General features: G+C 64.6%; 17 protein-coding genes. 11 read left to right on the top strand and 6 right to left on the bottom strand.

Features of this window, described 5'->3' with window-relative positions:
• Positions 1-37: 37 nt before the first annotated feature.
• From recC to CSQ93_RS24060, 4 genes are all read left to right on the top strand, one after another.
• A complete protein-coding gene (gene recC, locus CSQ93_RS24075; RefSeq protein ID WP_099380213.1) occupies positions 38-3,457 on the top strand; it encodes an exodeoxyribonuclease V subunit gamma in 3,420 nt (1,139 codons plus the stop codon).
• Complete coding sequence (gene recB, locus CSQ93_RS24070) at positions 3,454-7,110, top strand: exodeoxyribonuclease V subunit beta (protein WP_099380212.1); 3,657 nt, start codon at positions 3,454-3,456, stop codon at positions 7,108-7,110. The genes recC and recB overlap by 4 nt, the downstream gene beginning before the upstream one ends.
• Positions 7,107-9,065, top strand: a complete 1,959-nt coding sequence (gene recD, locus CSQ93_RS24065; RefSeq protein WP_099380211.1) for an exodeoxyribonuclease V subunit alpha — start codon at positions 7,107-7,109, stop codon at positions 9,063-9,065. The genes recB and recD overlap by 4 nt, the downstream gene beginning before the upstream one ends.
• Before the next feature lie 159 nt (positions 9,066-9,224).
• Complete coding sequence (locus tag CSQ93_RS24060; RefSeq protein WP_099380210.1) at positions 9,225-11,150, top strand: methyl-accepting chemotaxis protein; 1,926 nt, start codon at positions 9,225-9,227, stop codon at positions 11,148-11,150.
• A 14-nt stretch (positions 11,151-11,164) separates the two neighbouring features.
• On the opposite strand, the gene CSQ93_RS24055 is transcribed toward CSQ93_RS24060, so the two are convergent.
• Positions 11,165-12,064 (bottom strand): LysR family transcriptional regulator, encoded by a 900-nt coding sequence (locus tag CSQ93_RS24055; protein ID WP_099380209.1) that lies wholly within the window; start codon positions 12,062-12,064, stop codon positions 11,165-11,167.
• 109 nt (positions 12,065-12,173) lie between these two features.
• On the opposite strand from CSQ93_RS24055, the gene CSQ93_RS24050 reads away from it, so the two are divergent.
• Positions 12,174-13,106: a DMT family transporter gene (locus CSQ93_RS24050; RefSeq protein ID WP_099380208.1), complete on the top strand. Its 933-nt coding sequence runs from the start codon at positions 12,174-12,176 to the stop codon at positions 13,104-13,106.
• Here the strand turns inward: CSQ93_RS24050 and CSQ93_RS24045 are convergent, their stop codons facing one another.
• Positions 13,107-13,985, bottom strand: coding sequence for a serine hydrolase (locus tag CSQ93_RS24045; RefSeq protein ID WP_099380207.1), 879 nt, complete (start codon positions 13,983-13,985; stop codon positions 13,107-13,109).
• 416 nt (positions 13,986-14,401) lie between these two features.
• Here CSQ93_RS24045 and CSQ93_RS24040 point away from each other — a divergent pair, with 416 nt between their 5' ends.
• Genes CSQ93_RS24040 through CSQ93_RS24030 form a run of 3 tightly spaced genes read left to right on the top strand, consistent with a single transcriptional unit; the run spans position 14,402 to position 16,864 of the window.
• Entirely contained in the window at positions 14,402-15,646 is a 1,245-nt protein-coding gene (locus tag CSQ93_RS24040; protein WP_099380206.1) for a sensor histidine kinase, read from the top strand.
• Positions 15,643-16,392, top strand: coding sequence for a LytR/AlgR family response regulator transcription factor (locus CSQ93_RS24035; RefSeq protein WP_099380205.1), 750 nt, complete (start codon positions 15,643-15,645; stop codon positions 16,390-16,392). The genes CSQ93_RS24040 and CSQ93_RS24035 overlap by 4 nt, the downstream gene beginning before the upstream one ends.
• Before the next feature lie 43 nt (positions 16,393-16,435).
• Positions 16,436-16,864: a DsrE family protein gene (locus tag CSQ93_RS24030; protein ID WP_099380204.1), complete on the top strand. Its 429-nt coding sequence runs from the start codon at positions 16,436-16,438 to the stop codon at positions 16,862-16,864.
• A 59-nt stretch (positions 16,865-16,923) separates the two neighbouring features.
• Here the strand turns inward: CSQ93_RS24030 and CSQ93_RS24025 are convergent, their stop codons facing one another.
• Complete coding sequence (locus CSQ93_RS24025; RefSeq protein WP_034757699.1) at positions 16,924-17,142, bottom strand: TOBE domain-containing protein; 219 nt, start codon at positions 17,140-17,142, stop codon at positions 16,924-16,926.
• A 164-nt stretch (positions 17,143-17,306) separates the two neighbouring features.
• Complete coding sequence (locus CSQ93_RS24020) at positions 17,307-18,362, bottom strand: sulfate ABC transporter substrate-binding protein (protein ID WP_099380203.1); 1,056 nt, start codon at positions 18,360-18,362, stop codon at positions 17,307-17,309.
• 301 nt (positions 18,363-18,663) lie between these two features.
• On the opposite strand from CSQ93_RS24020, the gene CSQ93_RS24015 reads away from it, so the two are divergent.
• Complete coding sequence (locus tag CSQ93_RS24015; protein WP_035817966.1) at positions 18,664-19,194, top strand: GNAT family N-acetyltransferase; 531 nt, start codon at positions 18,664-18,666, stop codon at positions 19,192-19,194.
• 66 nt (positions 19,195-19,260) lie between these two features.
• Here the strand turns inward: CSQ93_RS24015 and CSQ93_RS24010 are convergent, their stop codons facing one another.
• Entirely contained in the window at positions 19,261-20,073 is an 813-nt protein-coding gene (locus CSQ93_RS24010; RefSeq protein WP_099380202.1) for a class II glutamine amidotransferase, read from the bottom strand.
• 232 nt (positions 20,074-20,305) lie between these two features.
• On the opposite strand from CSQ93_RS24010, the gene CSQ93_RS24005 reads away from it, so the two are divergent.
• Positions 20,306-21,142 (top strand): EAL domain-containing protein, encoded by an 837-nt coding sequence (locus tag CSQ93_RS24005; protein ID WP_099380201.1) that lies wholly within the window; start codon positions 20,306-20,308, stop codon positions 21,140-21,142.
• Positions 21,143-21,241: 99 nt separating this feature from the next.
• On the top strand, positions 21,242-21,991 hold the full coding sequence (locus CSQ93_RS24000; RefSeq protein WP_416208784.1) for a YcbK family protein: 750 nt from the start codon (positions 21,242-21,244) through the stop codon (positions 21,989-21,991).
• Positions 21,992-21,997: 6 nt separating this feature from the next.
• Here CSQ93_RS24000 and CSQ93_RS23995 read toward each other — a convergent pair whose 3' ends face one another.
• A complete protein-coding gene (locus tag CSQ93_RS23995; protein WP_035817978.1) occupies positions 21,998-22,201 on the bottom strand; it encodes a DUF3460 family protein in 204 nt (67 codons plus the stop codon).
• Positions 22,202-22,203: the final 2 nt, after the last annotated feature.

Below are 22,203 nucleotides of genomic sequence, written 5' to 3'. Positions count from 1 at the left end.
CCACCCGGCCGGAGGCGCGGCAACCCATCGGATCAGCATGCATACTCCCGTCACGCCCGGCCTCCTCATCCTGCATGGCAACCAGCTGGAACAGCTGCGCGCCGCCGTCTTCCAGTGGCTGCGCCAGCATCCGCTGGCACCGCTGGAAACGGATATCTTCCTGGTGCAGTCGAACGGCGTGGCCGAATGGCTGAAGATCGCCCTGGCCGAGGAGATGGGCGTATGCGCCGCCACGCGCATCGCGCTGCCGGCGCGCCTGCTGTGGGAGAGCTACCGCGGCATGCTGGGGCGCGAGCGCGTCCCGCGCGTGTCGCCGTTCGACAAATCCCCGCTGACGTGGCGCTTGATGCGTCTATTGCCCTCGCTGCTGGCCGACCCGGTGTTTGAGCCGCTGCGCTACTTCCTTGCCGATGGCGATAGCGAACGCCGGCTGCAGCTGGCCGAGCGCCTGGCCGACCTGTTCGACCAGTACCAGGTCTACCGCGCCGACTGGCTGGCCGACTGGGCCGCAGGGCGTGACCAGTTGCGCACGGCGCGCGGCGAAGCTATCCCATTGAAGGCGGACCAGCGCTGGCAGGCGCAGTTGTGGCGCGCCGTGGCGGCCGACGTCGAGGCTTTCGAGCGCGACACGGGCCGCGCCGACATCCATGACGCCTTCCTGGCGGCGATCGCCGCCGGCGATGCGCCTGCCGGCAAGCTGCCGCGCAGGGTGGTGCTGTTTGGCGTGTCTGCCTTGCCGTACCAGACCTTGCAGGCGCTGGCCGCGCTGGCGCGCCACACGCAGGTGGTGCTGGCCGTGCCGAATCCATGCCAGTTTTACTGGGGCGACATCATCGACGGGCGCGACTTGCTGCGCGCGCAAAACAAACGCCAGCGGCAGCGCAACGGCACCGACCTGGCGCAAATTCCGCTCGAAGAACTGCATGCGCACAGCCACCCGCTGCTGGCCAGCTGGGGCAGGCAAGGGCGCGACTTCATCCGCATGCTCGACGAATTCGACGAACACGCGCAAGCCGAAGGGCGCGACGACAGCCTGCGCATCGACCTGTTTGGCGAGGAAACGGGCGAGACCCTGCTGCAGCAGGTGCAGGTGGCCATCCGCGAACTGCGCCCGCTGGCCGAACACGAGCAGACACCGCCCGAGGCAGGCGACCGCTCGATCGAATTTCATGTGGCGCACAGCGTGCAGCGCGAAGTGGAAGTGCTGCACGACCAGCTGCTGGCCATGTTCGCGCACAGCGCCGAGACGGGCTTGCGCCCGCGCGACGTGGTGGTGATGGTGCCCGACATCGACACGTTCACGGCCGCCATCCACGCCGTCTTCGGCCAGTACCGGCGCAATGACGAGCGTTTCATTCCGTTCGAGATCGGCGACGTGAAGGACCGCAGCGTCAACCCGCTGCTCGTTGCGCTCGAATGGCTGCTGCAGTTGCCGCAACAGCGCTGCCGCCAGAGCGAAGTGCGCGACCTGCTCGACGTACCGGCGCTGGCGGCCCGCTTTGGTCTGCAGCCGGACGACCTGGCCACTCTGGGCGCCTGGATCGAAGGGGCGGGCGTGCGCTGGGGCCTGGACCAGGCACACCGTGCCGGCCTGGGGCTCGGTGCGGCCGGCGAACAGAATGCGTGGATCTTCGGCGTGCGGCGCATGTTGCTCGGCTATGCCAGCGGCAGTGGTGCCAGTTTTGGCGGCATCGAGCCGTATGCGGAAGTGGGCGGCCTCGATGCGGCGCTGGCGGGCTCGCTGGCGCAGCTGGTCGAGGCGCTGCTGCACTGGCGCAGCGTGCTGGCCGGCGCCTGCACGCCGGCCGAATGGGGCGTGCAGGCGCGCGCGCTGCTGGCCGCCTTCTTTGACGCCGACGACGAAGGCGACCGTTTGACCCTGGCGCAGCTGGAAGGCGCCTTGCAGGGTTGGCTGGAAACCTGCGAACACGCGGGCTTTGTCGAGCAGGTGCCGCTGTCCGTGCTGCGCGTGGCGTGGCTGGGCGCGCTGGACGAGCCGACCCTGAACCATCAATTCGTCTCCGGCGGCGTGACCTTCTGCACCCTGATGCCGATGCGCGCCGTGCCATTCCGTGTCGTATGCCTGCTGGGCATGAACGATGGCGACTTCCCGCGCCGCGCGCCGAAGGCCGATTTCGACTTGCTGGCGCTGCCCGGCATGGCGCGCCCGGGCGACCGCTCGCGCCGCGACGATGACCGCTACCTGATGCTCGAAGCCTTGCTGGCCGCGCGCGACAAACTGTACGTGAGCTGGGTGGGGCGCAATGTGCGCGACAATTCCGAGCAGCCGCCGTCCGTCCTCGTGTCGCAGTTGCGCGATTACCTGGCCGCCGGCTGGTCGCTGGACCGGTATTTGGCAAGCCTGACGACCGAGCACGCGCTGCAGCCGTTCAGCCGCCGCTATTTCGAGGCCGATGGCTTGCTGACCTACGCGCGCGAATGGCGCGTCGCGCATGCCGATGCCGATGCGCAGGCCGCCGTGCTGCCGCTGGGCCTTTACGAGCTCGATCCCGGCACGCGTTTGAAACTGGGCGAGCTTGCCAGCTTTTTGCGCCAGCCCGTCAAATACTTTTTCCGCCGCCGCTTGAGCGTATATTTCGCCGATGCGGCCATGCTGGGCGAGGATGAAGAGCCGTTCGGCCTGAATGCGCTCGAGCGCTATCTGCTGGAAGACACCATGCTGGACGACGGCGGCGCCGTCGAAGCGCTTGATGACGTGCGCGCCAGCCTGGAAGCGCGCGCAGCGAAGCTGGCGCGCGAAGGCGTGCTGCCCATCGGCCTGATTGGCCGGCAAGTGCAGGCGCAATTGGTCGAGGCGCTGGTGCCCGTGCGCAGCGCGTGGCTGTCCTTGCGCGCCTCGTTCCCGTACGCGGCCGACAAGCGCGCCATCAACTTGCCGTTTGGCGAGCTACAGATCGACGACTGGCTCGACAAATTGTGCAGCAACGGGCAGGAGACGGCCTGGCTGATGCAGATATCCTCGAAAGTGACGGACAAGGGCGGCCTGGCGCGCGGCGACAAGCTGATGCTGATGTGGCTGCGCCAGCTGGCCGCCGCCGCCCTCGGTTTCCCCGTCACCGGCTACCTGGTGGCGCGCGACGCCATCGTCAGCATGGCGCCGCTCGATCCGGCCAGCTCGCGCGACGCGCTGGCCACCTTGCTGGCGCTGTGGCGCGAAGGCATGAACCATCCGCTGCCGACGGCCTGCAAGACGGGCCTGGCGCTGGTGCAGCAGGGTGACCCGCGCGCCGTCTACGATGGCGGCTTTGAACTGTCTGGCGAGCGCGACGAACTGTGCCTGGCGCGCCTGTGGCCCGAGTTTTCCGCGCTGGCCGCGGAAGAAGCCTGGGAAGACTGCACGCGTGAGCTGTATGGCCCGCTGGCCGACTGGCTGCAGCAGCACATTACGATAGACCCGATCAGCGCGCCCGCAGACGGTGCGGGAGAAGAACAATGACGAGCCATTTGCTCAACCCCCTGGCGTTCCCGCTGCATGGCTCGCGCCTGATCGAAGCCTCGGCCGGCACCGGTAAAACCTGGACCATCGCCGCGCTGTACGTGCGGCTCGTGCTGGGGCATGGCGACGACGACAGCCGTTTTACGCGTCCGCTGCTGCCGGCCGACATTTTGGTGATGACGTTTACCCGCGCCGCCACGCGCGAATTGTCGAACCGCGTGCGCGAGCGCCTGATCGAGGCGGCCGCATATTTCCGCCACGAGTCTGGCGGCAGCGATCCGTTTCTCGATGCCTTGCTCGAATCCTATCCGGACGAGAGCGAACGGCAAAAGGCCGCGCACCGGCTGATGCTGGCCGCCGAGACGATGGATGAAGCGGCCATTTTCACCATCGACGCCTGGTGCCAGCGCATGTTGCGCGAGCACGCGTTCGACAGTGGCAGCCTGTTCGACGAAGAACTGGTCAGCGACGAGCAAGCCCTGTTCGAGGATGCGGCCCACGATTACTGGCGCCAGCAAGTCTATCCCTTGCCGCCGCAGGCGCTCGACGTGCTGCTGGCCTGCTGGCCCGACGTGGGGGCGCTGAAGAAGGGCGCGCGCGAGCTGGCGCGCCGCGCGGACATCATGCGCATGGCGGACGAGGAACCGTTGTCCGTGCTGATCGCGCGCGAACAGCGGGCGCTGGCCGCGCAGCTGGCCACCCTGAAGGCGGGCTGGGTCGAGCGCGTGGACCGGATGGCCGCCTGGATCAATGACCACCGCGCCGCCAATCCCAAGTGTTTTAATGGCGTCAAGATGAAGCCGGAAAACCTGGCGAAGTGGTTCGACGGCTTGCGCCGCTGGGCGCAGGATCCGCTCTTGCTGCAGCCGGCCATCACGGCCAAGGCGTGGGAGCGCTTGACGCCGTTCGGCATCGAGGATGCGTTTGCCAAGAGTTTCACGGCGCAGGTACCCGAGTGCTTCGACCATACCGAGGCGCTGGGGATCGCCCTGGCGGCCCTCACGCCGCTGGCGCACAAGCTGCACCTGCATGCGGCGGCGGCCATCGCGCGGCGCATGGATCAATTGAAACGCCAGTCGCGCCAGTTCGGCTTTGCCGACATGCTGCAGCGCCTGCACGACGCGCTGGCTGGCGAAAACGGCGCGGCCCTGCGCCAGCGCATCGTCGACCAGTATCCGCTGGCGATGGTCGATGAATTCCAGGATACGGCGCCCGCCCAGTACCAGATTTTCAATCTGCTGTACCGCATCGCCGACAACGACCCGGCCCTGGGCCTGTTTTTGATCGGCGACCCGAAACAGTCGATCTACGGCTTTCGCGGCGCCGACATCCAGAGCTACCTGGCGGCGCGGCGCGCAACAAACGGGCGCCATTACCAGCTGGGCACCAACTACCGTTCGACGGCGCCGCTGGTGGCGGCCGTCAACCAGCTGTTCCTGCATGCCGAGCGCGACGAGGTGCCGGCCGGCGCCTTCCGCTACCGGAAAAACGGCGAGAACCCGCTGCCGTTCGAAGCCGTCGATGCCAAGGGCCGCGCCGAATTTTTGGTAACAAAGGATGGCGCCATGCCGGCGCTGATGGCCGCCTGCGCCAGCGATGAAGGGCTGCGCGGCGACAGCTACCGCGAGTATTTCGCGCAGCACTGCGCCGAGCACATCGTCGCCATGCTGGGCGATGCGCAAGCAGGTTTCGATGGCCCGGACGGTTTCACGCGCCTGCAGCCGGCCGATGTGGCCATCCTCGTGCGCGACCGCAAGGAGGCGGCGGCCATCCGCCGCGCGCTGGCGCGCCGCAGGGTTGCCAGCGTCTACCTGTCCGACAAGGATTCCGTCGTCGACAGCGAGGAAGCGCAAGACGTGCTGCGCTGGCTGGCAGCGCTGGCCAACCCGCTCGACGGGGGGCTGGCGCGCGCCGCGTTTGCCACGCGCACCATCGGCCTGTCGCTAGGCGAACTGGCGCGGCTGTCGAGCGATGAACTGGAATGGGAACGCCGGGTCGAGCAACTGAAGGCCCTGCACCTGATCTGGCAGCGCCAGGGCGTGCTGGCCATGCTGCGCCGCTTCATCCACGAATTGCAGCTGCCGGCCATGCTGCTGCAGCAGACGGGCGGCGAGCGGCGTCTGACGAATCTGCTGCACCTGGCCGAATTGCTGCAATCGGCCAGCCGCCAGCTCGATGGCGAGCAGGCGCTGATACGCTGGCTGGCCGAGCAGATCGCCGGCGAAGGCGAGGGCGGTGACGAGCGCGTGCTGCGCCTGGAAAGCGATGCGGAGCTGGTGAAAGTCATCACCGTGCACAAGTCGAAGGGGCTCGAATACCCGCTCGTGTACCTGCCGTTTGCCGTCACGGCGCGCAAGGTGGACAAACGCAACCGCAGCTTCTTCGAGTATGCGGGCGAGGATGGCGAACGCCGCCTCGACCTGTCCCTGTCCGACGAGGCCATGGCGGCGGTCGAAGAGGCGCGCATCGAGGAAGACTTGCGCTTGCTGTATGTGGCCCTGACGCGCGCGCGCCACTTCCTGTGGCTGGGCGTGGCCGCCCAGGCGGCGCGCAAGGCGGGCGAGAACACCTTGCACGAATCGGCGCTCGGCTACCTGCTGACGGGCGGCGACAAGCTGCCGGCGGAGCAACTGCTGCTGCGCTGGCAGCAGGTGGCGGGCAGCTGCGACGCCATCTATGTCAGCGCGCTGGCGCAGCCCGACGCCTGCACGGTGCTGGACCGGGTCGAGCGGCGCCCCGAGCTGCGTCCCGCCCCCGTGTTCGCGGGCGAATTCGAACGCGACTGGTCGGTGGGCAGCTTTACCTCGCTGACGCGCCAGATCGGCGCCGTGGCGGCCGCGCACGTACCGCAGCGGGCGCTGGAAGAAACCCTGCTGGAAGATGGCACTGGCGTGCCAGCCGCCTCGCCGCTGCAGACGGGCGACGCCCCGTGGCACCGCTTCCCGCGCGGCTCCGTGCCCGGCAACTTCCTGCACGAGCAGCTCGAGTGGATGGGCGGCGAAGGTTTTGACAGCGTCCACGAGGCGCACTTCGACACGCGCCTGGCCGCGCGCTGCGAGCGGGCTGGCTGGGCCCATCGCCAGGAAGACGCCATCGCCTGGCTCAGGGAAGTCGCCGTCACGCCGCTGCCGCTGCTCGATGCGTCGCTGTCGCAGCTTAATAGCACCCTGTCCGAGATGGAGTTCTGGTTCCCCAGCGAGCATTTGTCCACCGGGGCGCTCGATCAGCTGTGCACGCGTTTGCTGCTCGACGGCGCGCCGCGTCCCGTGCTGCCGCGGCGCCAGCTGCACGGCATGCTGAAAGGCTTTGCCGACCTGGTCATCGAACAGGATGGCCGCTACTGGGTGCTCGACTACAAGTCGAATGCACTGGGCGCCAACGACGCGGCCTATCACACGGCCGCGCTGGCGGCTGGCATGGCGCAGCACCGCTACGATATCCAGGGCGCCATCTACATGCTGGCCCTGCACCGGCTGCTGAAAAGCCGCCTTGGTGACGCGTATGACCCGGCCGAGCACCTGGGCGGCGCCATCTTCCTGTTCCTGCGCGGTATCGCGAATGCGGATACGCATGGCTGCTACTGGCTGGCGCCGCAGCTGGAACTGCTGGACGGCCTCGATCAATTATTGTCAGAAGAAGTGGAAATAGCATGAACCATGACGTGGCTCTGGACGCCCTGTTTGCCCATGTCGACGGCGTCGCCGGGGATGGCCATCTGCGCCGCCTGAGCGCCGCCTTTGCCCGCTTCATCGCCAGCCTGGACGAGCAGGCGCCAAATGCGCCCGCCGTGGCCGTGGCGTGCGTGGTGCTGTCCGAGCTGGAAGGGCGGGGCCACAGTTGTTTGATGCTGGCCGAGCTGGCCGGCGAACCGTCGCAGTTGCTGGGCTGGAGCGAGGAGCTGTGGCATGGCGTGCTGGCCGTTTCCGGCCCGCTGCCGGACAGCGTCGATGGCTGGCGCGCGCTGTTGGCTGGCGCGCCGCAGGTGTGGCAGGTGGATGCCCACGACATGCGCCAGCCGCTGGTGCTCGACGGCGACCGCCTGTACCTGCGCCGCTACTGGCGCGACGAGACCCTGGTGGGCGAGAAAATCGCGCTGCGCGCGCAGGATTTGACCAATCCGCCGCTGGCGCAGGTGCGGCAATGGCTCGACACCCTGTTCGACCAGCCCACGCAGGATGGTGGCCCGGACTGGCAAAAGGTGGCGTGCGCCATCGCCTTGCGCGGCAAGGTGGCCATCATCACGGGCGGGCCGGGGACGGGCAAGACGTACACGGTGGCCAGTTTGCTGACCTTGCTGTTTGCCGTCTCGCCGCAGCCGGAGCAGCTGCGCATCGCGCTGGCCGCGCCCACGGGCAAGGCGGCCGCGCGCCTGAAGCAGTCGATCGACAAGGCCTTGAGCGGCCTGGCGGAAAAGGTCGGGGAAGCCTTGCCCCTGCTGGAACTGGCGCGGCGCATGGGCGCGGCCCGTACCCTGCATAGCTTGCTGGGTGCGCGGCCCGATACGCGCGCCTTTGCCCACCACGCGGGCAATCCGCTCGACGTCGACGTGCTGATCGTCGATGAGGCGTCGATGGTGCACCTGGAGATGATGGCCTCCGTGCTCGACGCCTTGCCGCCCACGGCGATCCTGATCCTGCTCGGCGACAAGGACCAACTGGCGTCCGTGGAAGCGGGCGCCGTGCTGGGTGACTTGTGCCACGACGCGCAAGCGGGCGGCTATACGGACGCCACCATCGCGTATGCGCAGGCGGCCAGCGGCGTGGCTATTCCCGCCGCCTTTGCCGGTGCGGCGGGTGCGCTGGCGCAGCAGACCGTGATGCTGCGTCACAGCCACCGTTTCAGCGGTCCGATCGGCGAGCTGGCGCTGGCCGTGAACGGCGGCAGGCCCGAACTGGCCAAGGCTTGCTTCGCCGGCGACAGCGGCGGCCAGTTGGCGTGGAGCGTGACCGCGCAGCCGGACGAGGTGCTGCGCCTGGCCTTGCGCGGGCGGTTTGACGCGCCGGGCGGCTACCAGCCCTACCTGGAACTGGTCAATGCGGGCGGCGATGCGTACGCGCAGCATGACGACTGGGTGCGCGCCGTGCTGCACAGTTTTGAATCGTTCCGCATTTTGTGCGCCGTGCGCGAAGGCGAGTGGGGCGTGGCCGGCTTGAACACGGCCATCGAACTGCGGCTGGAAAAGGAAGGCTTGATACGCCGCAGCGAGTGGTATGTGGGTCGTCCCGTGATGGTCACGCGCAACGACTACGGCACTGGCGTGTTCAATGGCGACATCGGCCTGACCCTGCGCGACCCTGCGCGGCCCGGCTCCCTGCGCGTGTACTTTTTGGAAGGCGAGAACGTGCGCAGCGTGCTGGCCACGCGTTTGCGCCATGTGGAAACGGCGTTCGCCATGACGGTGCACAAATCGCAGGGCTCGGAATTTCGCCATACGGTGCTGGTGCTGCCGCAGGAAGGCGGCGCCATGCTGGCGCGCGAACTGGTCTATACAGGCATCACGCGTGCGCGCGACTTCTTTACCCTCGTCTCGCCTACGCAGGCCGTGCTGTTCGATGCGATTCTGCGCCGTACGCAGCGGGCCAGCGGCTTGAGGGGGCTGATCGGCTGATGGCTGGACTGGGTTTGATGAGTTTCCATATGGAAATATATGTGTTGTATTCCGAATATTGATGGAAATTGTTCCGATTTTTGTGTGAAAATGCTTTCGTAGAGAAAGTAGTGCAAAAGCACTGTTTCACGCCATTAAAATTGAAACGAGGAGTCCATCATGTTGTCTTCCCTTCGCACGCGGCTGGTGCTCATTTGCGTGGCCATCGTCGTGCTGTCCATGCTGGCCCTCTCGGTCGCCAATTACATCACCACGCGCAGCAGCATGCTGGCGTCGTCGGACCAGCAGATGCAGCAGTTGTTGCACAGCCAGTCGGCCGTGCTGGCGCAATGGGTCGATGGCAAGAAAAAGGTCATGGCGTCCGTCGTCATGTCGGCAGAGACGCCGGACCCGCTGCGCGCTTTCCAGATCGCGGAAAAGGCCGGCGATTTCGCGGAAGTGTTCATCGGCTACGCGGACAAACGCTCCGTGTTTACCCATCCGGGCCGTCCGGCCGATTTCGATCCCACGGCGCGCGCCTGGTACACGGACACCGTCAAGGCGGGCGTGCCGATGCTCACGCCGCCGTACGTGGACGCGGCCAGCCACAAGCTGGTGGTGTCGTTCACGGCGCCCGTCGGCCCGAAAGAGGCGCTGCTGGGCGTGGCGGGCGCGGACGTGCTGCTCGATACGGTGATCGCCAACGTGGTGGCGATCAAGCCGACGCCGCACAGCTTTGCCTTCCTCGTCGACCAGAGCGGCACCATCATCGCCCACGCGAACAAGGACCTGAGCCTGCAGCCGGTGACGAAACTCGATGCGTCGCTGTCGGCCGCGCAGGTCAACCGCCTGGAAAGCACGCGCACGAGCGATGCCGTGCGCCTCGATGAGCGTGACGGCAAGCTGTATGTCACGCGCGTGGCGGGCACCGACTGGCTGCTGGCCGTGGTGCTGGACCAGCAGGAAGCCATGCAAGCCTTGCAGACGATGCTGACGACGGCCACCGTCACGGCCGCGTTGCTGACCGGGCTGGCGGCGCTGCTGCTGTCGCTGCTGGTGTTCAGGATGCTCAAGCGCCTGGAACTGGTGCGCGACGCGCTCGACGACATCGCCTCGGGCGAGGGCGACCTGACGCGCCGCCTCGACGCTTCCGGCGTGGATGAACTGGCGCAGATCGCCGGCGCCTTCAACCGCTTCATCGACAAGATCGCCGCCGTGCTCGTAAAAATCCGCACGGCCAGCGAATCGGTGAAAGTCTCGTCATCGGAAATCGCCGCCGGCAACCAGGACCTGTCATCGCGCACGGAACAGCAAGCCAGTTCGCTGGAAGAGACGGCAGCCTCGATGGAAGAGCTGACCAGCACGGTGAAACAGAATGCCGACAATGCGCGCCAGGCCAATCAGATGGCGCAATCGGCGTCCGGCGTGGCCAGCAAGGGCGGGCAAGTGGTGGCACAGGTGGTCGATACCATGGCCTCGATCAACGACTCGTCGAAGAAGATCGTCGACATCATCAGCGTCATCGACGGCATCGCCTTCCAGACGAATATCCTGGCCTTGAATGCGGCCGTGGAAGCGGCACGCGCGGGCGAGCAGGGACGCGGCTTTGCCGTGGTGGCGACGGAGGTGCGTAATCTGGCTCAAAGATCCGCTGGCGCAGCGAAGGAAATCAAGCTGCTGATCGACGATTCGGTGGGCAAGGTGGACTCGGGCGCGCGCCTGGTCGACGAGGCTGGCGCGACGATGCAGGAAATCGTCGACAGCGTGCGCCGTGTAACGGACATCATGGGTGAGATCACGGCGGCCAGCGCAGAGCAAAGCTCGGGCATCGAGCAGGTGAACCAGGCGATTGCGCAGATGGACCAGGTGACGCAGCAGAACGCGGCCCTGGTGGAAGAGGCGGCCGCCGCGGCGGAAAGCCTGCAAGACCAGGCCAGCACCCTGGCGCAGGTGGTGGGCGTGTTCAAGCTCGATGACGGGCAGGCGCCGCAGCAACCGCCGGCAAGGCCCGCGGCGCGCGCATCGATTGCGCCGCGCATCGCCAGCCGTCCCGCAACGGTGCCCGTCGCCAGGCCGGAGCGCAGCGAAGAGTGGGAGACGTTTTAAGCTCTTTTGGACTTTCAAGCGCGGCGGGGCGCCAGGGTCGGCGCCATCTGTTTCGCCACCTCGAAAAAAGCGTTGGTGGCGGGCGTGTTCTGGCGCCGGTCGCGCACGGCCAGGCCCACCTTGCGGCTGACGGGCGGGTTTAACGGCAGGGCGACCAGCTCCGGATACTGTTCGCGCAGGCGCTGCGGCAGGGCCAGTTCGGCCACGATGGACAGGCCGTCGCCGCGGCTGACCATGTCGAGGATGGTGATCACCTGGCTGATGCGGTAGGGCACGTTCGGCTGCAAGCCCGCGTTGGCGAACAGCGGTTCGATCAGGCAGGCGCATCCCGCTTCGGACATGATGAACGGACCTTCGCACAACTGCGCCAGGGTGATGGACGTTTCGCTGGCCAGCGCATGGCTGCGCGGCACCAGCGCCATCATCTGGTCTTCCACCAGCGGCGCCGTATCGAAACGCTCGTCGGGCAGCACGACGAAGCCGACGTCGACCCTGCGTTCGCGTATCCACTGCACCACTTCATGGTCTGCGCCCTCGTCGATGCGCAGGTCGATGCCCGGATAGCGCAGGCGAAATTGCGCCGTGATGGCCGGCAGCAGATTCAACGACGACGTCGGGCCGAAGGAGCCGATGCGCAGGGTGCCCTGGCGCTGGCCCAGCACGTCGGCCGCTTCCTGGCGCATGGCTTCCGACAAACCGAGGATTTCGCGCGCACGCACGAGCAGTTGGCGGCCCACATCGGTCAGTTCGGCCGAGGCCTGGTGGCGCACGATGAGGTCAACGCCCATCTCCTTTTCCAGCGCTTTCAAGGCATGCGAGACGGCTGACTGGCTGATGCCCAGCTGCGCGGCGGCGGCGGAAAAACCGTGCAGTTCGGCTACCAGGGTAAAGATTTCCAGTTGCGTGAAGGTCATGGTGTGGTTTCTTTGAGATATGAGTATTTGCTCATTATTTCATGAGTTAATATTAGTATTAATATATATGTACAGCGTCCGCTGTACAAGCGATATCATAGGACTTTCCATGCGCACTACCGCCATACCTTCCGCCGCCTTGCCTTCCGTGCAATCGCCGCTCGTCTATCTCAAACTGATTTTCGTCGCCCTGTTCTGGGGCGGTACCTTTATCGCCGGCCGCGTGCTGGCGCAGCAGATGCCTCCGATGACGGCGGCCAGCGGACGCTTCGGCGTGGCCGTGCTGTTGCTGCTCGTGCTGGCGTGGAAACTCGAAGGCGGCTTGCCGCGCCTGGACCGCAAGCAGCTGATGACGACGGCCGCGCTTGGCCTGACGGGCATCTTTCTGTACAACCTGTGCTTCCTGGCGGCCCTGTCGCGCATGCCGGCGGGGCGCACGGCTCTGTTCGTGGCCCTGAACCCGATCGTCACGGCGCTGGCCTCGGCCTTCCTGTTCCGCGAACGGCTCGGTTCCTTCAAGTGGCTGGGCATCATGCTGGCGTTTTGCGGCACGGCCATCGTCATCACGCGCGGCGACTTGGCCGGCGTGCTGCATGGCACGGGCGGCGGCATCGGCATGGGCGAAGTGTTCATGTTTTGCGGTATTTCCAGCTGGGCCGCCTACACCCTGATCGGCCGGGTCGCGCTGAAGGGCTTGAGCCCGATTGCCGCCACCACGTATGCGTCGATGTGGGGCCTGGCCTTTTTGCTGGTGGGCGCGGTGGTGGAATTCCCGAACGTGCCATGGCACAGCTTTGGCTGGCAAGTGTGGGCCGCCATCGGCTACCTGGGCGTGTTCGGCACGGTAATCGGCTTTGTCTGGTATTACGAGGGCGTGAAAGCGCTGGGTCCGTCGCGCACGGCCGTGTTCAACAACCTCGTGCCCGTATTCGGCATCGTGCTGGCGGCAGTGCTGTTGGGCGAACCCGTGCTGGTTTCGATGCTGGTGGGCGGCGCGGTGACGATTGCCGGCGTGGTGATGACCAACCGGCAAGCGAAATAATCAGCGGGCGCGGCGGCGTTTACCAGGTTTCGCCGGCGCCTTCTTGTGCCGGCTGACCGAGGCGCGCATCACTTTCGGTTCTTCGATGCCGTTCTCGGCCGCAAGCATGCGGCGGATGTTGACGGCGTCCATGGCGCGCACGGAATTGGCGCGCGCGTTGAGCAGGATCATGGTGGCGAACTTGCCGGCCGACTTGATGCGCATGATCAGGCAGCGGCCCGCTTCATTCGTATAGCCCGTTTTCGACAGGCCGATATCCCAGCCCTTGGCGCCCACCAGGCGGTTCGTGTTGTGGTATTCCACGTCGCGGCCCTTGATCTGGATGATGTCCTTCGAGTCCGTCGTGATGCGGCTGATTTCCGGGTAGCGCGAGGCGGCCACGGCCATTTTGACGAGATCCGCCGCCGTCGACTGATTGTTCGGCGACAGGCCCGTCGGCTCTTCGATCACGGTCTGGCGCATGCCCAGGGCCTTGATCTTGGCGTTGACGGCCACGGCAAACGCGGTCGGGCCGCCGGGGAAGGTGCGCGCCAGCGAGGCGGCGGCGCGGTTGTCGGATGACATCAGCGCCAGTTGCAGCACGTCGTGGCGGCTCAGGGTGGCGCCCACGGGCACGCGCGAGGTGCTGTGTTTCAGGGTGTCGACATCCTCGCGGTCGATGCTGATCTCTTCCTGCATATTCGCCTTGGAGTCGAGCACGACCATGGCCGTCATGAGTTTGGTCAGCGAGGCGATGGGTACCACCACGTTGGAATTTTTTTCAAGCAAGACTTTGCCTGTGCCGTCTTCGACCACCAGTATCGACTGGGAACCGAAGGGCACGGCGATGGCCGCTGTCGAAAGCGTCATCAGCACCGCGGCGAACATTTTTTTGAGCATGGGATTGTATGTGGGAAAGCAGTTTTGGGGCGCCATCGTGGGCGCTGCGCGCAAATCCGGAAACGGGCCGCGCGGGGACGCGGCGTGTATCTCGGAGGCAATATTTGCCAAGCTTAAACAATACCATTAAAGATCAAGCGATGTCTACGGTATAAGCCCGTGACAAGCGGCGTTGCGGCCAATTTGGCAAATAAATGGGGCTAATCTTGCCGTAGTGAAAATTGTTGCGCGATTATTGATTTCGTCTTGGAAACTTCGTATTATTTCAGCAATATTGGCAGCCATGGTCCGGCAGGCGCCGCGCGTTTCGTCGCTGATGCCTGTCGCTTCGTGCTTCGTCGCCCCACGCTATGCCCTGCAACAAGGGCGCCGTAGACTGCGTTCATGCCTGATTGAGACGACAAGGAGAACGCAGCATGTGGAAAAAATTTGCGGGATGGTATCGCTGTTACGACGATGAAACCCTCAGGGTGCTCGCGCATCCGGACACGGCGGCCCAGTTGCCGCATGGCTGGCGGCGCTGGGTGGCGTTGCGCCTCGTCACCCTGACGCCGATCGAGCGCCAGCAATTCCACGCCTTCATGCTCAAGTACCGAGGCGCCGGCTTTTACCTGGCGGCAGCCAGGCTGGTGCTGTTGTTCAGTATCATCGGCGTTGTGCTGCACCTGCTGCTGCCCGACAAGGTGGGCTGGACCAAGGCCGTGGTGCTCAGCAATGTGCTCGGCCTGGCGATGGCCTGGGGCGTGCTGGGGGTCTGGTTCAATTACCGCAAGCTGGCGCAAAAGAAGTTCAAGACGCTGCTGCTGCTACTGCTGGTGCCGGCCTTGGGCGGTGTGGCGATTGGCGTGCTGCGCGCCATACTGGAAGGTAATAGTTCCATCGGCGTGGCCATCGAGCGCGGTGCGCGCGTGGGCGGCTGGGCCGCGCTGACGGCCGGGCTGGTCTACATGATACCGATGACCATCGTCGTTCTGTGGCGCAACCGCCAGTACGAGGCGCTGGCCCTGCAGCTGCAGCAGGATGCCGAGCGCGACCGTCTGGCGCGCGAGCTGAGCGAATCGCAGCTGCGTTTGCTGCGCGCGCAGATCGAACCGCATTTCCTGTTCAACACCCTGGGCGCCGTGCAGCAGCTGGCCGAGCAGGGCGCCAGCGGGGCGGTGCAGGCGGCCGCGCTGACGGCCAACCTGATCGCCTTCTTGCGCGCCAGCCTGGCCGAGATGCGCGCCGACCAGGTGCCCCTGCAAACGGAATTCGACGTGGTGCAAGCGTATCTGCAAGTGATGCAGGTACGCATGGGCACGCGCCTGTCCTTCCGCCTCGATTTGCCGCCCGGCCTGGCGCAGATGCAAGTGCCCAGCATGATCTTGCTGACCCTGGTGGAAAACGCCATCAAGCATGGCATCGAGCCATCGCTGCGGGGCGGCGAGATCGCCGTCTCGGCCCTGCTGGACGCGGACGGCGCCATGCGCTTGCGCGTGCAGGATAGCGGTGTGGGCCTGGGCGCCGCGAGTGCGCCCGGAGGCGGCCTGGGCCTGGAGAATGTGCGCCGCCGGCTGCAGCTGGCCGCAGCCGCTGCCAGCCTGCACGTGCAAAATGGCGAGGACGAGGGCGTGCTCGCCGAGATCGTATTGCCGATGAATACCAAGGAACTTGCCGCATGAATGCCACCATCCTGATCGCCGAGGACGAACCCCTGATGCGCGAACGCCTGCAAACGATGCTGGCGCTGGCCTGGCCCGAGGCGCGCATCGTGCTGGTGGCGGAAAACGGCAACGATGCCTGGGACGGTTTTCTCGAACATGAGCCGGACGTGGTCTTCCTCGACATCCGCATGCCTGGCCTGTCGGGCCTGGAAGTGGCCGAGCGCATCGGCAAGCGCGCCCACGTCGTGTTCGTCACGGCCTACGACCAGTACGCTGTCGATGCCTTCGACGCGGGCGCCGTCGACTACCTGTTGAAACCCGTACAGGCCGAGCGGCTGCAGCGGGCGCTGGCCCGGCTGCGCGACAAGCTCGGCGCCCAGCCGGCCGACATGGCGAATTTATTGCAATCGCTGCGCGCGGCGCTGCCGGCGCCGCCGCGCGAAAAATTGAAATGGATCAGGGCCAGCGTGGGCAAGCAGATCCGTTTGATCGACATCAATGACGTGCTGTTCTTCCAGGCCGACACAAAATACACGCGTGTGGTGCTGGCCGGCTCGGAGGCGCTGGTGCGCACGCCGTTGAAGGATTTGCTGGGCGGCCTCGATCCGGAACAGTTCTGGCAAATCCACCGTGGCACCATGGTCAACGTGAAAGCCATCGAGGCGGCCGAGCGCATCGATGCCGAACGCATGCAGGTGCTGCTGCGCGGCAGCACGGAAAAGCTGCCCGTCAGCCGCACGTTTACGTATTTGTTCAGAGATTGATATGATGGCAATGTTTTTAATCTGCCACTGAAATGGACATCTCATGACAATCTTGCGCCGCTGGTTCTCCGCCATCCTTCTTTCCTTGCTCGCTTGCACCGCCGCCACGGCAGCGCAGAAGGAGGAAAAGGTGGTGTATCACGTCAATGACGCCAGCAATGCCACGGCTGCGCTGAAAAACATCCGCAATCACCTGGACGCCAGCCCCCAAGCCACCATCGTGCTCGTCGCGCATGGCCCCGGCATCGATTTTCTGCTCGATGGCGCCATCGACAAGAATGGCAATCCGTATGACGCAGTGGTGCGCGAGCTGGCCAAGCGTGGCGTGAGCTTTCGCGTTTGCAATAACACCTTGCAAGGACGCAACATCGACCGCCAGCGTGTGCTGCCCGAAGCCATCATCGTGCCCTCGGGCGTGGCCGAGTTGAGCCGCTTGCAGTGGCAGGAAGGGTATGCGTATATCAAGCCCTGATGCAAACGCCGCGCCGCTGCCGGATGGCAAGGGGCGCGGCGTCAGTGGGCAGATAACGCTTACTGGATCTTGGCGATCGACACTTCCGTCGATTTCACCAGAGCGATGACTTCGCTGCCCACTTTCAAGTCCAGATCCTTGATCGAGCGCGAGGTGATGACCGAGGTGACGATGCCGTGCGGCGTTTCCACGTCCACTTCCGACACCACGGGGCCAAAGATGATTTCCTTGATCTTGCCGCGAAACTGGTTGCGTACATTTACTTCCGAGATAGCCATGATATTTCCTTTGTGCCCGTAATACGCCATGCGGCGCGACAAGGCCAGAGTACGGCGCGCGCGGAGTTTTGACCACGAATCGATGCGCATATCGATATGCGCAAACAGGCGCGGACATGAAAAAACCGGGACAAGTCCCGGTTTTTTGTTGATATGGCGCAAACTTACTTCTGATAAATCTTGTCGAACTCGCCGCCATCGTCAAAGTGTTTCTTTTGCGCCTGTTTCCAGCCGCCAAAGACGTCATCGATGGTAAACAGGGTGATCGGCTTGAAGCTGGCCGCGTATTTCTTGGCCACTGCAGCCGAACGGGGGCGCAAATAATGCTTGGCGACCAGTTCCTGGCCTGGTTCCGAGTACAGGTATTGCAGGTAGGCCGTGGCTTCCTTGCGGATGCCGCGGCGGTCGACGACCTTGTCGACGACGGCCACCGGCGACTCGGCCAAAATGGAGATGCTTGGATACACCACTTCAAAGTTGTCGCCGAATTCGGCGCGCACCAGTTGCACTTCGTTTTCAAACGTCACCAGCACGTCGCCGATTTCACGCTGGGTGAAGGTGGTGGTGGCGCCGCGGCCGCCGCCGTCCAGCACGGGCACGTTCTTGAACAGCTTGGTGACGAGGTCGCGCGCCTGCGCTTCGCTGCCGCCTTTTTTCACGGCATAACCCCACGCCGCCAGGTAGGTGTAGCGGCCATTGCCCGAGGTTTTCGGGTTCGGCACGATGACCTTGATGCCGGGCTTGGCCAGGTCATCCCAATCCTTGATGTGTTTCGGGTTGCCTTTGCGTACCAGGTACACCATGGTCGAGTAAAACGGCGCCGCATTGTTCGGGAATTTCTTGGCCCAGTCGGCCACCACGAGGCCGCGGTCGACGAGGATATCGATGTCATTCGCCTGGTTCATGGTCACGACGGACGCTTCCAGGCCATCGGCGACGGAGCGCGCCTGTTTGCTGGAGCCGCCGTGCGATTGCTTGATGGTGATGGTTTCGCCTGTTTTGGCTTTCCAATCAGCAATAAATGCGGGATTCACGTCCTTGAACAGTTCGCGCATCACGTCGTAGGACGCGTTCAGCAAGACCACGGGTTCGGCGGCGCTGGCGGCCATCGGCAGGCTCATGGCGGCAGCGGAAGCGGCCAGGGCGCTGGCCAGGAACCAGCGGCGCGAGCGTTGGGTGAGCGTTGCTGCGGCAGTCGATACGGCGTTGGAATGGGGCATGTTGAACTCTTGTTGTGAGAATAGATAGACATAGTCTAAAATTCCGGCCGGAAAAGAAACGAATTTTTCGTAATATGCTTAGATTCGATTCCCGTTTGCGCTAAAAAACAGATATCGATTTCTGGAAACATTCGTGGGCAAGATGTGCATCAGCACTTAGTCTGCAGGCATCGCACCATAGGCAAAACCGGTCCGTGGCGCGCGGCAAAAAACCCGAAAGCGCCGCTTGGTGTATAGTCGAATCGCACGATACAGGGGTAAAACCGTCTGCATCGGCAACTGGAATATTTTGTGAGCGTACATGAGTCTTGAAATTCGTATTGCAACATCGACCGACGCTTTCGAGGCGTGCAACGTATTACGACGCTCCATCGTCGAATGCTGCAGCCTCGATCATCGGGACGATCCGGCCATTCTGGAAGCCTGGCTGGGCAATAAAACACCGCAGATGGTGGCGTGCTGGTTTGCGTCGCCTACCAATTTTTCGCTGGTCGCAGTCGAGGCGGGCGCCGTTGTCGGCGTCGGCTTGCTGACGCGCGCCGGCAAGCTGGCCCTGTGCTACCTGTTGCCCGAGGCGCAAGGCCGCGGCGCGGGCAAGGCGTTGGTGGAGCAACTGGAAACGCAGGCGCGCGAGTGGGGCATCAAGGCCTTGCAACTGCACAGCACGGCCAGCAGCCAGGCATTTTTCGTCAAGCAGGGGTATGTCGAGGCGGGCAATGTACGGTCGCCGTATGGCGTGGAAACGATTTTTTGCTGGAAACAGATTGACCCCGCGGGTATCGCTAGCGGCGACCCCAAGCGCAAGCGCTTTTGCAACTGCAATTCGGCCTGACGGCTTTTCTGCACTTCAGCCCGCCCATCCGGCGGCGGGCCATTTCCTCCGTTTGAATATTTCCCTTCAGTAACTGATCTGGATATACACGCCTTGCGGCACGCTCTCGTTTGCCGGCAGCAAAGTGCCGCCAGCAAACAGTTTCAGTTCGCCGGGCGCGAACGCCAGCCAGTCCTCGTTTTGCGTCAGCGGATGCGTGGCGATGACGGCGATGCGGTCGTCCAGGTGATTATGCTGGCGAAAGTCGATGCTGCGCTCGCAGTCGATCAGTTGCGCGACGGAAAACGGGTATTCGCGTATCACGAAGTGCAAATGCGTGGAACAGTGGGCAAACAGCAGCTCGCCGTCCGACAGAATGAAATTGAATGTGCCGTGCGCGGCGATTTCCGTGGCGACCTCGGCGATGGCGGCGCGCAAGTCGGCGCGCGCGGGTTCGCCCAAGGGGAAGCGCGTGCGCAAATGGGCCAGCAAGTGGCAAAAGGCCTGCTCGCTGTCCGTGTCGCCGCTGGCGCGGTAGTGCGCATTGGCGGGCGCGCGCCACGTTTTCAAGTCGCCATTGTGGGCGAACGACCAGGTCTTGCCCCACAGGTCGCGAGCGAACGGATGCGTGTTTTCCGGCGCGATGCGGCCCTGCGTGGCCTTGCGGATGTGCGCGACGATGTTTTTCGCCTTCACGGGATGCTGCTGCACCTGGGCTGCCAGCGGCGAATCGATGGCAGCCAGGTGATCCGTCAGCAGGGTGCAGCCGCTACTGGAATGATAGGCGATGCCCCAGCCGTCGCGGTGCTCGTCCGTGCGTCCGCCCCGTTCGGCAAAGCCGGCAAAGGAAAAACCCAGCGCCGCGGGCTTGCTGCTGTTCATTGCGAGTAACTGGCACATGGCGGCCCTTCCTGATGGTATCGGTACATGAACACAGTAAAGGCCGGGGCAGGTGGCTGGAAGGAATGTTTCCGAGTATCGTTATGCGCTGGTCGCCGCATCCCATATGTGCTGGGCGCATATCAAATGGCGAAACCATTCGTTCTCCTTTGGTTGGCGCTGCCTTACTCTGCACACTTTGGCGCCGTCTTCCCCATGAGGGCAGCTGGCGCAGCCCGATGAAGGAGCACGTATGCCATTTCCCGTCCTGAAAAATTACCTGGCCCGCCTGTCGCACCAAACCCAGGCCGGCACCAGCGTCTGGCTCGACGGGGAGGGCAGGGCGCTGGGGCGCTTTTTCAATTGCACCATGACCAGCGCTTTCCAGCCGCTGCGCGAATTGGAAAGCGGCAAGCTGGTGGCGTTCGAGGGGCTGGCGCGCAGCGTGTCGAAGGCGGACGAAGGCTTGTCGCTGTGGCGCTTGCTCGATCACGCGGCCAGCGACGATGAATCCGTGGAGCTGGACCGGCTGTGCCGCATGCTGCACGCCATTAATTTTTTCCGCCAGAGCGAAGCGGAGGAATCCGACCTGTATCTGAACGTGCATGACCGCCTGCTGAGCGCCGTCAGCAGCAATCACGGCCACGCCTTCCAGCGCATCCTCGACGCGCTGGGCTTGCCCATCGAGCGCATCGTGCTGCAATTGCCGACGGTGACGCCGAACCAGGGCTGGCTGCTCAACTATGTGGCCGACAATTACCGCCGCAACGGCTTCCGCCTGGCCATCAACGTGGCCAGCGTGCAGGAGGCCACGGGCATGCTGGAGCGCCTGCATCCGCATGCATTCAAGCTTGACGCGGGCAACCTCAGCGACGAGCAGGCCGTCGCCAGCTTCGTCACCGTGTGCCATGCGGCGAAAATCCGCGTCATTTTCAAACGCCTCGACACGCCGGCCGCGCTGGCCGCGCTACAGCGCATCGCCGCCGCCACGGGATTGCCCATCGTCACCCAGGGTTATCTGCTCGACAAGCCTTTGACGGCATTGGCGCAGGCAAATCGGGACAGCGTGGCCAGCGCCGCCGCCGCGTAAGGCGCACGAAGGTGAAATGAGGGCGACACGATAGGCATTGAGGGTTTTTCTTCGCGGCACAATACGCTATAGTATTCCCATCGTTATATTGGACTGACTATGGCATCGCGCAGAAATTTTCTACACCACGGTATGGGCTTGGCCGCGCTGGGCCTGGTTGCCACCCCGCTCATAGGCTGCGCCTCGCGCACGGCCGCTCCCGCCTCGGCTTCGGCCAGCGCCAAGCCGCGCGCGCCGCGCACGGGCGTGCCACCCCAGCCGACGCAACTTGCCAGCATTGACCGCTCGGTCACCTCGCAGTCGCGCCAGGTCATCACCGAGATGGAACCGCCTCCCGACATCTTCGACGCGCAGGCGCTGGACCTGGAATTCTGGCTCAAGCCCCGCACCCTGGAAGTGGTGCGCCCGGCCAGCAATGAAAAAGCCAAGCTGCTGTACTGGAAAGATGGCGAAGTCATCGATTCGGCCTACCAGGAACTGTGCCACTTGCTGCGCGACGTGAACGGCAAGAAGACGGCGCCCATCGACCCGAAACTGCTGGAAACCCTGTGGGGTACGCAAGCGTTCGTGGCCCGTTACGGCATCGAGCAGCCGCTGGAGATCCTGTCGGGCTACCGCACGGCCGAGTCGAATAGCCGCCTGCGCGAGGCGGGCGTACCGGCCGCGCGCCAGTCGCTGCACATTTCCGGCCGCGCTGCCGACATCCGCGTGGCAAATCTGAACGCGGAAGTGCTCGGTTCGCTCGTGCGCAGCTTCAAACAGGGAGGCGTGGGCTTTTATTACCGCTCCGGCCCCCGTGGCGGCTGGATCCATGCCGATACGGGCTTGCAGCGCACCTGGAAAGGCTAAGACTTTTTAGTCGTAATGGTAGGGCGGCTCCGGCACGCTATCGCGTTCGGTGCGCCGCCATTCATCGAAATTCACGGGGCGTTCCCAGTAAATGCGCCAGCCCAGGCGCTGGCTGGTTTGCGCTTCGGGATGGTCGCGCAGGTAGCCGTCGATAAAGCGCGTGAATTCCGAGACATAGCCGCCGCGGCGGTAGGGAAGTGGATGAGTCATGG

The organism is Janthinobacterium sp. BJB426, assembly GCF_002735705.1.
Taxonomy (GTDB): domain Bacteria; phylum Pseudomonadota; class Gammaproteobacteria; order Burkholderiales; family Burkholderiaceae_D; genus Janthinobacterium.
Note: the sequence above shows the minus strand (reverse complement) of the source record. Positions and strands in the feature narration are given on the sequence as shown.

What these genes read in the sequence shown, in the direction of transcription:
- recC (WP_099380213.1), top strand. Translation starts at nt 38, where the DNA reads ATGCATACTCCCGTCACGCCCGGCCTCCTCATCCTGCATGGCAACCAG.
- recB (WP_099380212.1), top strand. Translation starts at nt 3,454, where the DNA reads ATGACGAGCCATTTGCTCAACCCCCTGGCGTTCCCGCTGCATGGCTCG.
- recD (WP_099380211.1), top strand. Translation starts at nt 7,107, where the DNA reads ATGAACCATGACGTGGCTCTGGACGCCCTGTTTGCCCATGTCGACGGC.
- CSQ93_RS24060 (WP_099380210.1), top strand. Translation starts at nt 9,225, where the DNA reads ATGTTGTCTTCCCTTCGCACGCGGCTGGTGCTCATTTGCGTGGCCATC.
- CSQ93_RS24055 (WP_099380209.1), bottom strand. Translation starts at nt 12,064, where the DNA reads ATGACCTTCACGCAACTGGAAATCTTTACCCTGGTAGCCGAACTGCAC.
- CSQ93_RS24050 (WP_099380208.1), top strand. Translation starts at nt 12,174, where the DNA reads ATGCGCACTACCGCCATACCTTCCGCCGCCTTGCCTTCCGTGCAATCG.
- CSQ93_RS24045 (WP_099380207.1), bottom strand. Translation starts at nt 13,985, where the DNA reads ATGCTCAAAAAAATGTTCGCCGCGGTGCTGATGACGCTTTCGACAGCG.
- CSQ93_RS24040 (WP_099380206.1), top strand. Translation starts at nt 14,402, where the DNA reads ATGTGGAAAAAATTTGCGGGATGGTATCGCTGTTACGACGATGAAACC.
- CSQ93_RS24035 (WP_099380205.1), top strand. Translation starts at nt 15,643, where the DNA reads ATGAATGCCACCATCCTGATCGCCGAGGACGAACCCCTGATGCGCGAA.
- CSQ93_RS24030 (WP_099380204.1), top strand. Translation starts at nt 16,436, where the DNA reads ATGACAATCTTGCGCCGCTGGTTCTCCGCCATCCTTCTTTCCTTGCTC.
- CSQ93_RS24025 (WP_034757699.1), bottom strand. Translation starts at nt 17,142, where the DNA reads ATGGCTATCTCGGAAGTAAATGTACGCAACCAGTTTCGCGGCAAGATC.
- CSQ93_RS24020 (WP_099380203.1), bottom strand. Translation starts at nt 18,362, where the DNA reads ATGCCCCATTCCAACGCCGTATCGACTGCCGCAGCAACGCTCACCCAA.
- CSQ93_RS24015 (WP_035817966.1), top strand. Translation starts at nt 18,664, where the DNA reads ATGAGTCTTGAAATTCGTATTGCAACATCGACCGACGCTTTCGAGGCG.
- CSQ93_RS24010 (WP_099380202.1), bottom strand. Translation starts at nt 20,073, where the DNA reads ATGTGCCAGTTACTCGCAATGAACAGCAGCAAGCCCGCGGCGCTGGGT.
- CSQ93_RS24005 (WP_099380201.1), top strand. Translation starts at nt 20,306, where the DNA reads ATGCCATTTCCCGTCCTGAAAAATTACCTGGCCCGCCTGTCGCACCAA.
- CSQ93_RS24000 (WP_416208784.1), top strand. Translation starts at nt 21,242, where the DNA reads ATGGCATCGCGCAGAAATTTTCTACACCACGGTATGGGCTTGGCCGCG.
- CSQ93_RS23995 (WP_035817978.1), bottom strand. Translation starts at nt 22,201, where the DNA reads ATGACTCATCCACTTCCCTACCGCCGCGGCGGCTATGTCTCGGAATTC.